The organism is Specibacter sp. NPDC078692, from assembly GCF_040686835.1.
Lineage (GTDB): Bacteria > Actinomycetota > Actinomycetes > Actinomycetales > Micrococcaceae > Specibacter.
Genome location: NZ_JBFBLV010000030.1, coordinates 1 through 15,962, shown reverse-complemented (window position 1 = coordinate 15,962; position 15,962 = coordinate 1). Strand labels below are relative to the sequence as shown.

The 15,962-nt window shown below is 60.6% G+C and carries 7 protein-coding genes; 6 read left to right on the top strand and 1 reads right to left on the bottom strand.

What is annotated here, in order from left to right; all coding sequences use genetic code 11:
• The first annotated feature begins 24 nt into the window (after nt 1-24).
• From cysS to glgX, 3 genes are all read left to right on the top strand, one after another.
• Nucleotides 25-1,446 carry a cysteine--tRNA ligase gene (gene cysS / locus AB0O97_RS16750; protein ID WP_363884177.1) on the top strand — a complete coding sequence of 474 codons (1,422 nt, stop codon included), beginning with the start codon at nt 25-27 and terminating at the stop codon, nt 1,444-1,446.
• 356 nt (nt 1,447-1,802) lie between these two features.
• Nucleotides 1,803-2,798, top strand: coding sequence for a 23S rRNA (guanosine(2251)-2'-O)-methyltransferase RlmB (gene rlmB / locus AB0O97_RS16745; RefSeq protein WP_363884175.1), 996 nt, complete (start codon nt 1,803-1,805; stop codon nt 2,796-2,798).
• A 2-nt stretch (nt 2,799-2,800) separates the two neighbouring features.
• Complete coding sequence (gene glgX / locus AB0O97_RS16740; protein WP_363884173.1) at nt 2,801-4,963, top strand: glycogen debranching protein GlgX; 2,163 nt, start codon at nt 2,801-2,803, stop codon at nt 4,961-4,963.
• 208 nt (nt 4,964-5,171) lie between these two features.
• On the opposite strand, the gene glgP is transcribed toward glgX, so the two are convergent.
• Nucleotides 5,172-7,787 (bottom strand): alpha-glucan family phosphorylase, encoded by a 2,616-nt coding sequence (gene glgP / locus AB0O97_RS16735; RefSeq protein WP_363884171.1) that lies wholly within the window; start codon nt 7,785-7,787, stop codon nt 5,172-5,174.
• Between the two features lie 239 nt (nt 7,788-8,026).
• On the opposite strand from glgP, the gene AB0O97_RS16730 reads away from it, so the two are divergent.
• The 3 genes from AB0O97_RS16730 to glgB are packed head-to-tail and all read left to right on the top strand — an operon-like array spanning nt 8,027 to nt 15,624.
• The gene (locus tag AB0O97_RS16730; protein WP_363884211.1) at nt 8,027-10,165 is read left to right on the top strand and encodes an alpha-1,4-glucan--maltose-1-phosphate maltosyltransferase; all 2,139 of its coding nucleotides are present in this window, start codon (nt 8,027-8,029) and stop codon (nt 10,163-10,165) included.
• Between the two features lie 3 nt (nt 10,166-10,168).
• Complete coding sequence (treS, locus tag AB0O97_RS16725; RefSeq protein ID WP_363884170.1) at nt 10,169-11,956, top strand: maltose alpha-D-glucosyltransferase; 1,788 nt, start codon at nt 10,169-10,171, stop codon at nt 11,954-11,956.
• The gene (glgB, locus tag AB0O97_RS16720) at nt 11,956-15,624 is read left to right on the top strand and encodes a 1,4-alpha-glucan branching protein GlgB (RefSeq protein ID WP_363884168.1); all 3,669 of its coding nucleotides are present in this window, start codon (nt 11,956-11,958) and stop codon (nt 15,622-15,624) included. Before treS ends, glgB begins: the two co-directional genes overlap by 1 nt.
• Nucleotides 15,625-15,962 lie beyond the last annotated feature (338 nt).

Genomic DNA, 15,962 nt, shown 5'->3' with positions numbered 1-15,962 from the left:
TTTCTGAAGGGATACCCTAGAGCCGTGACCCTGCGATTCCATGACTCCGCCACCGCCGCTATCCGCGACTTCGTCCCGCTCAAAGAGGGGCAGGTTTCGTTGTATTACTGCGGCGCCACCGTCCAGGGCGAGCCGCACATTGGCCACGTCCGCTCTGCCCTCGCCTTCGACCAGCTCACCCGCTGGCTGCAGACCACCGGCTACGACGTCACCGTCGTTAGAAATGTGACGGACATTGACGACAAAATTCTCGTCAAGGCCGCCGAAAACAACGAACCGTGGTGGGCCCTCGCCTACCGATTCGAGCAGGCCTTCGAGGATGCTTACGACTCGCTCGGCATCCTCAAGCCCACTTACGAGCCTCGCGCCACCGGCCATATTCCGGAGATGCACGCGCTCATTGCCACGCTGATCGAGCGCGGCCACGCCTACCCGGCCCTGGATGAATCCGGCGACGTCTATTTCGATGTCCGCTCCTGGGCGCAGTACGGCTCGCTGACGCACCAGAACATTGATGACATGCAGGCAGCGCCCGACGCCGACCCCCGGGGCAAGCGCGATCCCCGCGACTTTGCGCTGTGGAAGGGTCATAAACAAGGCGATCCGGAGACTGCCCGGTGGGAGTCCCCATGGGGCGCCGGCCGTCCCGGCTGGCACCTTGAGTGCTCAGCCATGGTCACCAAATACCTCGGCACCGAGTTCGACATTCACGGCGGCGGGCTGGATCTGCGTTTCCCGCACCACGAAAACGAAATGGCCCAGTCCCAGGCGGCAGGCCACGGCTTCGCCAACTTCTGGATGCACAACGGCATGGTCACCTATGAAGGTGAAAAAATGTCCAAGTCCATCGGCAACACCATCAACCCACGCGAAATGCTGGAGATCGCCCGGCCCCTCGTGGTCCGTTACTACCTGGGTCAGGCACACTACCGCTCGGTGCTGGACTACCGTCCGGGCTCGCTCACGGAGGCCGCGGCCGCCGTCGACCGCATCGAGACGTTCATGGGGGCAGCCCGTGCCAGGCTGTACCCGGACGGCCAATTTGGCTGGTTCAACAACACGCTGCCGTCGGCTTTCCGTGCGGCGATGGACGATGACCTGAACGTCCCGGCTGCCCTGGCCGTGCTGCACGAAACCGTCAGGGCCGGCAACACGGCCCTGACGGCGGGAGATAACGCCGGCGTGGAGGCGGGTTTCCTCGCTGCCATGGCCATGACGGATGCGCTGGGCATCAATCCGTTGGACGCGCAGTGGCACACGGGCGGCACCGGAACGGCCGAGCTGGCCGCGCTGGAAGTCCTGCTCAAGGCCCAGCTGGAAGCTCGTGCTCAGGCCCGGTCGGAGAAGAACTGGGCCGAATCGGACAGGATCCGCGACCTGCTGGCAGCAGCTGGCGTCGAGGTTGCAGACTCCGCAACAGGCTCCAGCTGGTCCCTGAAGAAATAGCCCCACAAAAAGCCCCCCCCCACGGATGCTATCGCAGCAATGGTTGAAAAATCACGGACGCTAGCGCAGTGTTCGCCTCAACCCTCCCGCGCCGGGCCTTGCCGAGAAGCCGGTGCTTATAGCAGATGGGCCTTGCCGGGAGAAGAAGACAGCCACGGGCAGCGGTGAGAAGTGCCACTTTTTCGTGGATGTGGCGCGGGATTTGCATCGAGGCCGTAAGCTACTAGTTACGGGTTTGTTGTTTCCCGTTATCCGGCGTGCCAAAAATGTGCCCGCTGACGCAATAGTTTGACAGTTTAGTTTGACGTACGCCGGTGCCTGTTGTCAGGTGCCGCACCAATCTTAAGGGTTTCACCATGGCCAACAATCCCCGTTCCGGCGCCGTTCGTAAGCTCAAGAAGGGTCCCCTCAAGGGCACTGGCGGGCTTGGTCGCAAGGCACTCGAGGGCAAGGGTCCTACCCCTAAGGCTGAAGAGCGTACGTACCACAAAGCGTTCAAGAACAAGGAGCTTGCCGATCGCTCCGCTGCCAAGCGTGCTGGCACCAGCAACTCCCCGCGCCGCAATAGCGGCCCCAAGGGCAAGGCCACCGAAGAGCTCGTGACCGGCCGTAACTCTGTGGTTGAGGCGCTGCGCGCAGGCATCCCCGCGAAGGCGCTCTACGTTGCTGTCCGCGTTGACATGGACGAGCGCGTGCGCGAATCCATCAAGCTGGCCACCGAACGCGGCATCCCCTTGCTCGAAGCCCACAAGCCTGAGCTGGACCGCCTCACCGAAGACGCCATCCACCAGGGCCTAGTACTGCAGATTCCGCCGTACGACTACGAAGATGCGGTAGATAAGGCCAGCGAAATCATCGGCCAGTGGAAAAAGGGCCACATCGCCAACGCCCCGCTGATCGTCGCCCTAGACGGCATCACCGATACCCGCAACCTCGGCGCCATCATTCGTAGCGTTTCGGCGTTCTCCGGCCACGCCGTCATTATCCCGGAGCGTCGCAGCGCCGGTGTGACCGCAGCTGCCTGGAAGACCAGCGCCGGTGCCGCCGTCCGCGTGCCCGTTGCCAAGGCTCCCAACCTGAACCGTGCCATCGCCGCCTTCCAGAAGATGGGATTCTTTGTTCTAGGGCTCGACGGCGACGGCGACGTTTCGCTGCCCGCTCTGGGACTGGCGCAGGAGCCTGTGTGCATTGTGGTTGGCTCTGAGGGCAAGGGCCTGTCCCGCCTAGTGCGCGAAAACTGCGATCAAATTGTTTCCATTCCGATCGACTCGGCCATGGAATCACTCAACGCCTCCATGGCAGTCGGCATCACGCTGTACGAGATCTCTAAGCAACGCTCGGCCCAAAGCTAGCCATGGCTATCACCGTCATTGAGGCGATCAGCACGTTGGGTGCGGCCTTGTCGCGCCACTATCCTCTGGGCGTCAGCTCCATTCCCAGAGAACATGGTCAGACTGCCGCCAATGTGGCGGTGTATTCGCCTGCCTACCGTGATGTGATTTTGTGTTTCCAGCCGCCAGGCGGCGGTTGGAAAGCAGTGCTCTTGGCGGATAAGACCGACGGCGTGCACCACGGTTTGGTGGAAAACATGCCGCCGGGAACGCGCTACGGCTTCTACACGAATATGGATGCCACCCAGGAGGAATTGCTCCTGATTGATCCCGAAGCCGTGCAGCTCTTGCTGGATCCGTATGGCCGGTACATCGATGAGCAGACCGATGCTGACGGCGTGAGCCGGTACCTTTCGGTGCGGATGGATTCGGGCTTTGACTGGGGCACTGTTAAGCGTCCCAACACGCCGTGGCGCGAGACCGTGTTTTACGAAGCCCATGTCAAGGGCCAGACCATGCTCCACCCAGAGGTGCCGGAAGATATTCGCGGAACGTACGCCGGTATGGCGCACCCCGCGATGATTGCGCACCTACAGGAGTTGGGGGTGACCGCCGTCGAACTTTTGCCGGTGCATTTCCACATTGACGAGCCACATCTGCACGGCACGGGCATGACTAATTACTGGGGCTACAACACGCTGGGATTCTTTGCCCCGCATGTCCAGTACGCCAGTGCTGCGGCGCAGGCGGCCGGGCCGCAGGCTGTGCAGGCCGAGCTCAAGGGCATGATCAAGCTGCTGCATATGGCGGGTATTGAAGTGATCCTCGATGTGGTTTACAACCACACGGCCGAGGGTGGCTCCGGCGGCCCGTCGTACAGTTGGCGTGGCCTCGCCGAAGAGCAGTATTACCGTATGCGCGACGGCCAGTATTACGACACCACAGGCTGTGGCAACACCCTGAATTTCAGCAATCCGCACGTCATCAAGATGGCCATGGATTCGCTGCGCTATTGGGTTGAAGAATTCCATATTGACGGCTTCCGTTTCGATCTTGCCGTGTCATTGGCGCGCGACGGCGAGCACGCCTTCAATAACAACCATCCGTTCCTGCTCGCAGCAGCTACCGACGGCGTGCTGGCCTCCACCAAGCTCATCGCGGAACCGTGGGATGTTGGCTACGGTGGCTGGCAGACCGGTAATTTCCCGACCGGTTGGGCCGATTGGAACGATTCTTTCCGTGACAATGTCCGCGATGTCTGGCTCACCGATCGGGCTGCGATGCTGGCCGGGTACCATCACAATGGGCTGGCGAAGTTTGGCGATGCATTGGGCGGCTCGGCCGCGATGTTTGCCGCCTCGGGGCGTAGCCGCATGGCCACGGTCAACTTGATCACGGCCCATGACGGCTTCACCTTGGCTGACCTCACCGCTTACAACCACAAGCATAATGAGGACAATCAGGAGGATAGCCGCGACGGCACCAATAACAATCGCAGCTGGAACCACGGCGTCGAGGGCATCACCAACAACCCCAACACAGTGGCCCAGCGTGCACGGACCAGCCGCAACCTGATGGCCACCATGCTGCTAGCTTTGGGCGTCCCCATGATCACCGCGGGCGATGAGATTGGCCGTAGCCAAGGTGGAAATAACAACGTTTACTGCCAGGACAATGAGATCGCCTGGGTCGATTGGACCATGGACGACGAGGCCAAGACCATGCTCGCGGCCACCACGCGCCTCTTGAAGATCCGCAAGGATTTCCTCGCCGCCCAGCCCAGCAGTTACCCCACCCGTGGCGGGCAAGCGTTCATCCACTGGTTCGGAGCCAACGGCGAACCGATGACCCCGGAAGCCTGGGGAAATCCGCACGAACGCGTGCTCACCATGCTCATGGGATCCCCGGATGGCGCGGTGGACGGCTTGGTCGTCTTCAACACCGGCATCACGGATGAGGACGTGGTGCTCCCAGCGAACCCGCGCTTCAGTGATCCCGATAGTGAGGTCGGCGGCACGCCGCGGCCCTATATGTTGCGTATGACCACGGAGGCCCCGATTCGGACGGACGACGGCGAACCCACCTTCACGCTGTCCCGTTCGGAACCGCTGATCGAAGCAGGAGACGCCGTGCGCGCCTGTGCAAATACCGTCCAGATTTTCCGGAACGACCTTTCCGGCACGTAGTCCCCACCGGTTCCCACCACAGCCGAGCGGACTATCCGGCCCGGCGAACGCCGGGCCGGATAGTGAGCACGGATTTTTTCGGCGAGGAACGAGCCCTAAAAAATCTTTCTGCGAGCGGCGGACCCGGCGGTAGCCGGACTTGGCGGTAGCTGGGCCGGGCTTTTGGTAGGCTCAGCCACCGGCAGGCTCAATCACCGGGGGTCACATCTTACGCTGTGGTGATCAGCCCCAGCTCGGCCGGGTTAGCCAGTGACGTATGGCGGGGCAGCACCTGAACGCCATAGCCGAAGTCGCCGGATCGGTCGATCAGCAGATCGGCCGCGTACTGGTACCGGCCACCACCGTTGTCCTGCACCGAGTCCAGCGCCAGGGTCTGTGTTGAACTCAGATCATCGCTTTCTCCGGCCGTGCCGTACACCACGTTGACCTGGACATCCGCGGGGTTCAACGATCCCAACATGATGTGGGCTCGGACCTGCAGGGTTTCACCAATTTGCGGTTCATCTGTGAGCCCGTAGGATTCCACATGTTCCACATGGACTTCCTGCCAAGCGGGCCGGACCCGATCAATCCACGCCGCAAGCTCACGCACCGAGGCGTAGTTCTCGGCGCGAGCAAGACGCCCAGCAGCAGCCGCTGGCTGGTACAAACGCTGCACGTATTCGGCCACCATGCGGTTGGCCGAAACGGCCGGACCCAGGTGGGCGATGGTGTGCTTGATCATGGAAATCCAGTGCGCCGGCAGTCCGCCGTCGTGTGCTTGAGAGGGTCCTGCAGCCCCGGCAGCAGCAGCCACCACTTCGCCGTAGAAGCGCGGCGCAACCTGAGTTTCCAACAATTCATACAGGGCGGCGGCCTCGATATCGTCGCGTTCCGTTTCGTCTGCCCCGGTATTGGCCGTCGGGATCGCCCAGCCGTTTTCGCCGTCGTACATTTCATCCCACCAACCATCCATGACGGACAGATTCAGCGAGCCGTTGATGGCGGCCTTCATGCCGGAGGTGCCGCATGCTTCCAACGGTCGGAGCGGGTTGTTGAGCCACACGTCGCAGCCGGGGAAGAGGGTGCGGGCCATGGCGATGTCGTAGTTGGGCAGGAAGATGATGCGGTGGCGCACCTCGGGATCGTCGGTGAACTGCACCAAATCCTGGATCATTTTCTTGCCGGCGTCGTCCGCGGGGTGCGATTTTCCGGCGATGATGATTTGGATCGGGTGCTCCGGGTGCAGCAGCAGTGCCTTGAGCCGGGCGGGGTCGCGCAACATCAGTGTCAGCCGTTTGTAGGTGGGCACGCGGCGCGCAAAACCAACAGTCAGCACGTCCGGATCCAGGGCGGAATCGGTCCAGGCCAGCTGGGCGTCGGCGGCGCCGCGCTTCTTCCACGAAGAGCGCAGGCGGGCCCGGGCGTCCTCGACCAGGGCAGAGCGCAGGCGACGGCGCATGGCCCAGACGTCCGCGTCGCTGACCTCGTACACCTTGGACCAATCCGGGCCGTCCACTACCTCGGCGCCAAAGCGGTCCCGCGCCAGCGCGGCCAGCTGCGGGTCAATCCAGGTGGGCACGTGCACGCCGTTGGTGACGGAGGTGATGGGCACATCGGCCTGATCGAAGCCTGGCCAGAGCCCGGAGAACATGCCGCGAGAAACAACCCCGTGCAGCTTGGCCACACCGTTGGCGCGCTGGGCTAGGCGCAGGCCCATGACAGCCATGTTGAACACCTCGGAATCGCCGCCGTCGTAATTCTCAGCGCCCAGAGCGAGGATTTCAGGGACCTGAACGCCCGGCGCCAGAGAACCCGCGAAGAAGTGCTCGATCATGCTGCGCGGGAAGCGGTCAATCCCTGCCGGTACGGGGGTGTGCGTGGTGAAAACTGTCGACGCGCGGCCGGCCGCCAGCGCCTCGCTCCACGAAAGCGGCGACGGCGTGATGGCCGGGTCCATGAGTTCGCGGATGCGTTCGATGCCGAGGAAGCCTGCGTGCCCCTCGTTGGTATGGAAAACTTCCGGCGCAGCAGTGCCGGTGAGACGGGCGTGAACGCGCAACGCCTTCACCCCGCCCATGCCCAGCAGCAGTTCCTGCGTCAGACGGTGATCGCCACCGCCGCCGTAAAGCCGATCGGTGACCCCACGGGCGGCGTCGTCGTTCTCGGCAACATTGGAATCGAGCAACAGCAGAGGGACCCGGCCCACATCGGCACGCCAAACATGCGCGCGCAGCAACCGGTTATCAGGCAACGGAAGGTGAATCTGCACGGGTGTGCCGTCCTCCTCACGCAGCAAGGTCAGCGGCAGGGCGTCAGGATCCAGCAGCGGGTAGCTTTCTTGCTGCCAGGCGTCCTTGGACAACGACTGCTTGAAGTAGCCGGCCTGGTACAAAAGTCCAACGCCGATCAGCGGAACACCCAGATCGGAAGCAGATTTCAGGTGGTCGCCGGCCAGAATTCCGAGTCCGCCGGAGTACTGCGGCAGCACCTCGGTGATGCCGAATTCGGGGGAGAAGTAGGCGATGCATTCAGGAGCATCCGCGCCCAGGCTTTGGTACCAGCGGGGCTGGGACAGGTACTTTTCCAGGCTGCTGGCCGCTGCGGTCACGCGGGCCACCACGTCTGGATCAGCGGCCAATGTCTGCAGCTGTTCGCGCGAGAGGGCGGAGAGCATGGCGAGCGGATCGCGGCGGGATTTTTCCCACAGCTCCGGGCTGAGGGACTCAAATAGGGCGCGGGTGGGCACGTGCCAGGACCAGCGGAGGTTGGTCGCCAACCGGGTCAGCGCGGAGATCTGCGCGGGGACAACAGTGCGTACAGTGAATCTGCGAATTGCCTTCATGCCGGTCACACTAGCCCACTCCGACCGCGCGCTGAGCAAAAATGTGACAAATTCGCTGCTTGTTACGCGCCACGCCCGAAGGCGGCCCCGAACCGGCAATTCCGTCCCCGTATGACGGCCCAACGCGTCTACATGGCGGGCGACCTTAGCAATCTTGGCCGGGAGTCGCTAACGTTCAGTTTGTGAGTACTTCTAAGCCTTCGCGAAATGTGCCCGCCAACGCCGCCGGACGCGCAGCCATGCCTGCCGCCGTCGAAAAATCGAGTACGACGCCGGTCCCCTCGCCTGCCGCTGCACTAATCACCCCCGCTGTGCCCGCCGAAGCAACTGTGCCCACCACAGCAACTGTGCCCGCGGATCCGCAGCAGGGTCTGCGCTTTGGCCGGATTCCCATCACCAACGTCCAGCCCGTTCTTGAAGACGGCAAATTTGCGGCCAAGGCCATCCGTGGCGCCGATGTCCGGGTCAGTGCCGTCATTTTCCGTGAAGGCCACGACGCCTTGGGTGCCACGGCCGTGCTCTTGGCGCCGGATAAGTCTGAAGTCCAGCGCGCCAAGATGACGCCCGGAGCGAAAGGTACCGATTCTTGGGAAGGCGTGCTGACTCCCGTTTTCGAAGGAACGTGGAGCTTCGTCGTCGAAGGCTGGACCGATCTGTTTGCCACCTGGGCCCACAACGCCCAAGTGAAGATCAACGCCGATGTTGATGTTGAGGTCATGCTGGCCGAAGGTGCGCTGCTGCTAGGCAACGCCGCCAAGGAAGCCAAAGCCACCGCACCGGAAGCCGCCAGCGTGTTCAAGCAGGCATCGCGCACCCTGGCGGATTCGTCCCTGAATACCAATGACCGCCTAGCCGGCGGCACAGGCAAAGAGGTGCGTGCCGCCGTCGAACGTTTCCCGCTGCGTGATCACGTGACGGTAAGCCGCGAATACCCGCTGCTGGTGGAGCGCGATGCCGCCGGACGTGGCGCCTGGTACGAGTTCTTCCCGCGCTCGGAAGGCGCACGTCGCAATCCTGAGACGGGGGAGTGGACCAGCGGCAATTTCCGCACGGCTCGCAACCGTCTTCCCGCCGTCGCGGCCATGGGTTTTGACGTGGTGTATCTGCCGCCCATTCACCCCATCGGCACCATCAACCGCAAGGGTCCCAACAATTCGTTGGTGGCCGGGCCACAGGATCCGGGATCGCCGTGGGCCATCGGTTCGGCGGCTGGTGGTCACGACGCCATTCATCCAGATCTGGGATCAGTGGAGGATTTTGCTGCGTTTGTGACGGCTGCCAATGAGCTGGAGCTAGAGATTGCGCTGGATTTGGCGCTGCAATGCGCTCCGGATCATCCCTGGGCCACGGCGCACCCGGAGTGGTTCACCACTCGAGTGGATGGCACCATTGCGTATGCGGAAAACCCGCCCAAGAAGTACCAAGACATTTACCCGCTAAATTTTGACAACGATCCTGCCGGGCTCAGCGCCGAGATTCTGCGTATTGTCCGCCTATGGATTGAGCGCGGGGTGCGGATTTTCCGTGTCGATAACCCGCACACCAAGCCGGTCTGGTTCTGGGAATGGCTCATTGGCATCATCAATGCCGAGAGCCCGGATGTGGTGTTCCTGGCTGAGGCTTTCACGCGTCCGGCCATGATGGCCGCGTTGGGGCGGGCTGGTTTTCAGCAGTCGTATAGCTACTTCACGTGGCGCAACACCAAGGAAGAACTCGAAGAATACCTGGTGCATGTGAGCCGGGAATCGGCCGGGTATTTCCGTCCCAACTTCTTCGTCAACACCCCGGATATTCTCACCGAATACCTGCAGTACGGCGGGCCGGCGGCGTTCAAGATCCGTGCCATCCTCGCCGCTATGGGCAGTCCGCTATGGGGCATGTATGCCGGCTATGAGCTCTACGAGCACGTAGCCCGGCCGGGGTCCGAAGAGAACATTGACAATGAGAAGTATGAGTTCAAGGACCGGAACTTTGCCGCGGCCGAAGCTGCCGGGAAATCGCTGGCCCCCTTTGTCACGCTGCTCAATACCATCCGTCGCGCCCACCCGGCCCTGCTGGATCTGCAAAACTTGAGCCTGCACAAGAGCTCCAATGATGCGGTGCTGGTGTTTAGCAAACACAAGAACATTGCCGCCACAGCCACGGAGTCTGCCCGCAAGGACACCATCATTGTGGTGATCAATGTGGACCCGCACAGCATGCGTGAAGGCGAAGTGACCCTTGACCTGGATGCCTTGGAGCTGGACGGGTTGTCCCCGGATGGCACGTTCCTGGTGGATGATCTGGTCACCGGTGCCACCTGGAACTGGGGCAAGAAAAACTACTTCCGCCTCGATGCACACCTAGAACCAGCACATATCCTGCACATTAGGAGATGACACATGGCCTTCCCACATGCCAATAGTGCGCCGCAGTTCAACTTGAACGCGCCCGGATTGGCTCACGACCCGCACTGGTACCGGAAGGCCGTCTTTTATGAAGTGCTGGTGCAGAGTTTTGCCGATGCCAACGAGGACGGGGCCGGGGATTTTTCTGGGCTGATTTCCCGCCTGGACTACCTGCAATGGTTGGGGATCGACTGCCTGTGGGTGCCGCCATTCTTTGATTCGCCCCTGCTCGACGGCGGCTACGACGTCCGCGATTTCACCGCCGTCATGGAAGCCTACGGCACCATCAGAGATTTCAAATCCTTGGTTACCCAGGCGCACGAACGTGGCATGCGGATCATCATCGATCTGCCCATCAACCACACCTCTGACCAGCACCCGTGGTTCAAGGCGTCGCGGGAAAACCCGGAGGGCCCCTATGGCGATTTCTACATGTGGAGCGACACCACTGAGCTATATCAGGACGCCCGAATCATCTTCGTGGACACGGAGGAATCCAACTGGACGTTCGATCCCATCCGTCGCCAATTCTTCTGGCACCGTTTCTTCAGCCACCAGCCGGATTTGAACTTCAAGAACCCCGCTGTCAGGGCCGCCATTTTTGATGTGGTGCGCTTCTGGATGGAACAAGGCATTGACGGTTTCCGCGCCGACGCTATTCCTTATCTGTTCGCCGAGGACGGCACCAACTGCGAGAATCTGCCAGCCACCCACCAGTTCCTGCAGGAATTGCGAGCCATGGTCGACGCCGAGTTCCCCGGCCGGGTGATCATCGCCGAGGCGAACCAGATGCCCCACGAAGTGGTGGATTACTTTGGTACGGAAGAAGTGCCCGAATGTCACATGGCGTTCCACTTTCCCATCATGCCCCGGCTCTACTGCGCGTTGCGGGATCAGAAAGCCGCCCCGATCGTGGAGACCATGGCCAACACCCCGGCCATTCCACAGGGCGCTCAGTGGGGAACGTTCCTGCGCAACCATGACGAGCTGACCCTAGAAATGGTGACCCCGTCCGAGCGCGAGGCCATGCTGGGCTGGTACGCCCCGGATTCTCGCATGCGCGCCAACATTGGTATCCGACGCCGGCTGGCACCTTTGTTGGATAACTCTCGCGCCGAGATTGAGCTCATTAACGCACTCCTGCTGGCACTGCCGGGCAGTCCCTTCCTGTACTACGGCGATGAGATCGGCATGGGGGACAACATTTGGCTCGATGACCGGGATGCCTCGCGCACACCCATGCAGTGGAACCCGGATCGGAATGCCGGCTTTTCCAATGCCGACCCGGGCAAGCTCTTCCTGCCGGTGGTGCAATCGCTGGTGTACCACTACAACCACGTCAACGTTGAGGCCCAGACGGCGCACACCAGTTCGCTGCTGCACTGGAACAAACAGATCCTCAAGATCCGCAAAGCCCACCCAGCTTTTGGCCTAGGCCGTTACGACAACGTGGACACCTCACACGAATCCGTGCTGGCTTTCTTGCGCGTGCTGCCCGTGGGCAATGCCGAAGGGGAGGCACCCGAGACCGTCCTGTGCGTATTCAACTTGTCCCAGCACCCCTCCGCAGCCACTCTGAATCTGCCGGGTTTGGCTGGCCGCGGGCTGCGTGATGTTTTTGGTGGCGATATTTTCCCCGGAATTGACGACGGCGGCCACCTCACCTTGACGCTGGGGTCCTACGATTTCTTTTGGTTGCGTGTGCGTTCGCAGTCATCTAACACCCTGTCCACCCAAACACAGGCACTGCCGGTGATTGACGGATCGGAGTTCGGATACTGATGGCGGACACGCTCAAGGACTCTTCAGATCGTTCGGCGCTTTTAGCTCTCTTGGCTTCATGGTTGCCGCGCCAGCGCTGGTACCCCCGCAAGGGCGGGTTGGCGGGCGATTCTCAGCTGGCCCTTGAAGGCGAGCTGGACTTGCCGTCCGCGGACCCGACGGTTCGATTCCGCGTGCTGTTTGTCCGGGTTGGACCGGAGGAATCCAGCCAGTTACTTCAAGTTCCCTTGAGTTTCCATACGACTGAGCAGCCTAAAAGCACATCTGTGCCAGAAAGAATCCCCGTCGGGTTTGTAGGTCGCCTAGCAGGCTTGAGCGTGTACGACGGTCTAGGGGACCGGGCATTCTTGCAAGCATGGCTGGATTTGCTGGATAACTCTTTCCAAGATGAGGCTTCAAGCGCCTCCGCCATTGTCGCTGCTCGGTTGCACAGCTGGGTGCATCCGCAATGGTCTGATGTGAGTCGGGTCGGATTGGGAGCGGTTTCCAAGGTTCGGGTGGTCGGGACTGAACAGTCCAACAGCTCTGTCATCTTTGAGCTGGGTGGCCGTCCCGTGATTGTAAAAATCTTCAGGGTGTTGCATTCCGGGAACCATCCCGAGCAGGAAATCGGTGTGGCTCTTTCGGGTTTGGCTGACAAAAAAGCAGTTACCCAAGTGCCAGCGCTGCGACTGGCGGTGAAAACTCGGCGAGAAAACACAACCTTGTTCGTTGTCCATGACTTCGTGCCAGCGGCGAGAGATGCTTGGGTCGTTGCCCTGGAAGCGGCCACTGCTGGGAAGGACTTTACGGAGCAGGCTCACGCCATCGGCGAGACGTTGGCGCAGGTTCATCTTGGATTGGCGCAAAGCCTAGGCGAGCACAGGCAGGATTCGGCTGGTGTTGCTGACTTCATAGGAACCCTGAGTGCGCGGCTACAGGTCAGCTGGGATCTGGTGGGAACTGCTATCGGGCCGTATGGTGAGCAACTCCAGGGTGTTTTAGCTCGACTGAACCAAATAAAGCGATTGCCACCTCTGCAACGCATCCACGGCGATCTGCACCTGGGCCAGATCCTGCACCAAGACACGGCTGCGCCGGGCGATGGCTGGCACATTCTGGACTTCGAAGGTGAACCGCTGCGCCCGCTGGCTGAACGCAGCCGGGTGGATGTGGTGCTGCGCGATATTGCCGGCATGCTGCGCTCCTTCGACTACGCCGGAGCGCAGGCTGCGGACACCGGAACAACTTCCCGCGCCGTTGCGGCAGCGTGGGCTGCGAGTAGTTCTGCGGCATTTATTGCTGGATATGACAGCGGATCAGATACGAAAATTGACAAGGATTCGGCGCTATTCATGGCATTGTGGCTGGATAAGGCGCTGTATGAGGTTGCATATGAACTGCAAAACCGGCCCGATTGGGTCTGGGTGCCGGTAAACGCCGTGCGGGAATTGTTTGAAACCAGAGAAAGTGGTGTGGACGTGGGACTTAATAAGCTGGCCCCGATGGCAGTCGACGCGGAAGTCTTGGCAAGAATTTCCGAGGGCACGTACTACGCCCCGCACTCAGTGCTGGGTGCGCATTTAGGCGGTGAGGGTTTCGCCACCATCCGTACTCTGCGACATCTGGCAACAGGGGTACAAGTGGTGACAGATTCCGGGGAATACCCAATGACACACGAACACGGGGGAATTTGGGTTGCCGTTGTTCCCGTTGAAAACTCCGGGAAGGTGCCCGATTATCGCTTGGATGTTGGCTACGCCGACGGCGTGCTCCGCTGCGATGATCCCTACCGATACCTGCCCACGGTGGGCGAATTGGACATGCACCTGATTGCGGAGGGTCGCCACGAGACGTTGTGGACTGTCCTTGGAGCCCATGTCCAGCGCTACCACTCACAGCTGGGTGAGGTATCAGGAGTGAGTTTTTCCGTCTGGGTACCTGGCGTCCAAGCTGTGCGTGTCATTGGCGGGTTCAACAGCTGGGATGGGCGCGCCCATGCCATGCGCAGCCTAGGCGGCAGTGGCATCTGGGAACTTTTCATCCCAGACATTGCTGCTGGCGAATGCTACAAGTTTGAGATTCTCTCTGAGAACGGGCAGTGGCTGCAAAAAGCGGACCCCATGGCCTATGGCACCGAAGTGCCACCCTTGACGGCGTCGTGCGTTGTGGAATCAACGTATGCCTTCCAAGATGGTGACTGGATGGCGCAGCGAGCCAAGTCCGATCCGCACAATGCGCCCATGAGCGTTTATGAAGTCCATCTGGGATCGTGGCGGCCGGGCCTGAGCTACGTCGAACTGGCCAAGGAATTGGTCGAGTACGTGCAGTGGCTGGGCTTCACACATGTTGAGCTGATGCCTGTTTCGGAGCACCCTTTTGGTGGTTCGTGGGGATACCAGGTCACCTCGTACTACGCGCCAACCTCGCGTTTCGGTCACCCTGACCAGTTCCGGCACCTTGTTGATGCCCTGCACCAAGCGGGTATTGGTGTGATCATGGATTGGGTTCCGGCTCATTTCCCCAAGGATGAATGGGCGCTGGCCAAGTTCAATGGAGTGGCGCAGTATGAACACGCCAACCCCCAACTGGGAGAACACCCGGACTGGGGCACGTTGATCTTTGATTTTGGCCGTAATGAGGTGCGTAACTTCCTGGTCGCCAACGCACTTTACTGGTTTGAGGAGTTCCACATCGACGGGCTGCGTGTGGATGCCGTAGCCTCCATGCTGTACCTGGACTATTCGCGTGATGATGGCGCATGGAGCCCCAACCGCTTCGGTGGTCGGGAGAACTTGGAAGCCATCAGCTTCCTGCAGGAAATGAACGCAACCGCTTATCGGCGCAACCCTGGAATTGTCACCATCGCCGAAGAATCCACAGCGTTCCCGGGAGTTACTGCGCCCACCAGTGGTGGAGGGCTGGGCTTCGGCATCAAGTGGAACATGGGCTGGATGCACGATTCGCTGACCTACATGGCAGAGGATCCCATCAACCGAGGCTGGCATCACAACCAAATCACCTTCTCCCTGGTCTACGCGTTTACGGAAAACTTCATGCTGCCCATCAGTCATGATGAGGTGGTGCACGGTAAGGGCTCATTGCTCCGCAAGATGCCAGGGGACAGATGGCAGCAATTGGCCAACCTGCGGGCCTACCTTGCGTTCCAGTGGGCGCATCCCGGTAAGCAGCTGATCTTTATGGGAACCGAATTCGGTCAGGAAGCTGAATGGAGTGAACAGCACGGGCTGGATTGGTGGCTGGCAGAGAACCCGGCCCACAGCGGCATTCAGGAATTGGTCAGGGACTTAAACCAAAGCTATGCCGGCACCCCGGCACTCTACGAGCTGGACAATGTTTCCGAGGGCTTCACCTGGCTCAACGGAGGCGACACAGAAAACAATGTGCTCTCCTTCGTTCGCTGGGACAAGTCCGGTAACCCGCTGGTGTGCATCATCAACTTCTCCGGTGTTGCCTATGAGGGCTACCGGGTGGGCTTGCCGCAGCTCGGTGGATGGGAAGAAGCTCTCAACACAGACCTTTCTGTCTATGGCGGTTCTGATGTACGCAACATTGGCGAGCTCACGGCTGAAGATCTCGCGTGGGATGGTCAGGAAGCCTCGCTGCGCTTGCGAGTTCCGCCCCTGGGCGCCCTCTACCTGGTGCCGAAGGGCCCCTCTGCTCGCTAACTTCCGGACATCTTCTGGACACCTGCCTGTTGTTTTGTGTTCACAGCAGGCAGGTGCTATTGTTAGTACTCCGCTGAACGAATGGTTCAGATCCGGAACTAGACAAACTCATGTGGCCTTGAAAATAGGCCCGATGATGCGTGTTCAAATGCAAGTTTGAATGCAGTCGAAATCATGGATTTGACTTCCAGGAAGTCATGCGGGTAAGCTTGAAAAGTTGCCTCGGCACTGATCGTCATGGACTGTTTGTTGGTTTGTGGTGTGTTGGCTGGGTGTGGTTGTTGTTTGAGAACTCAATAGTGTGCCAAGTTTTATTGATACCAATTTATTTATATTGA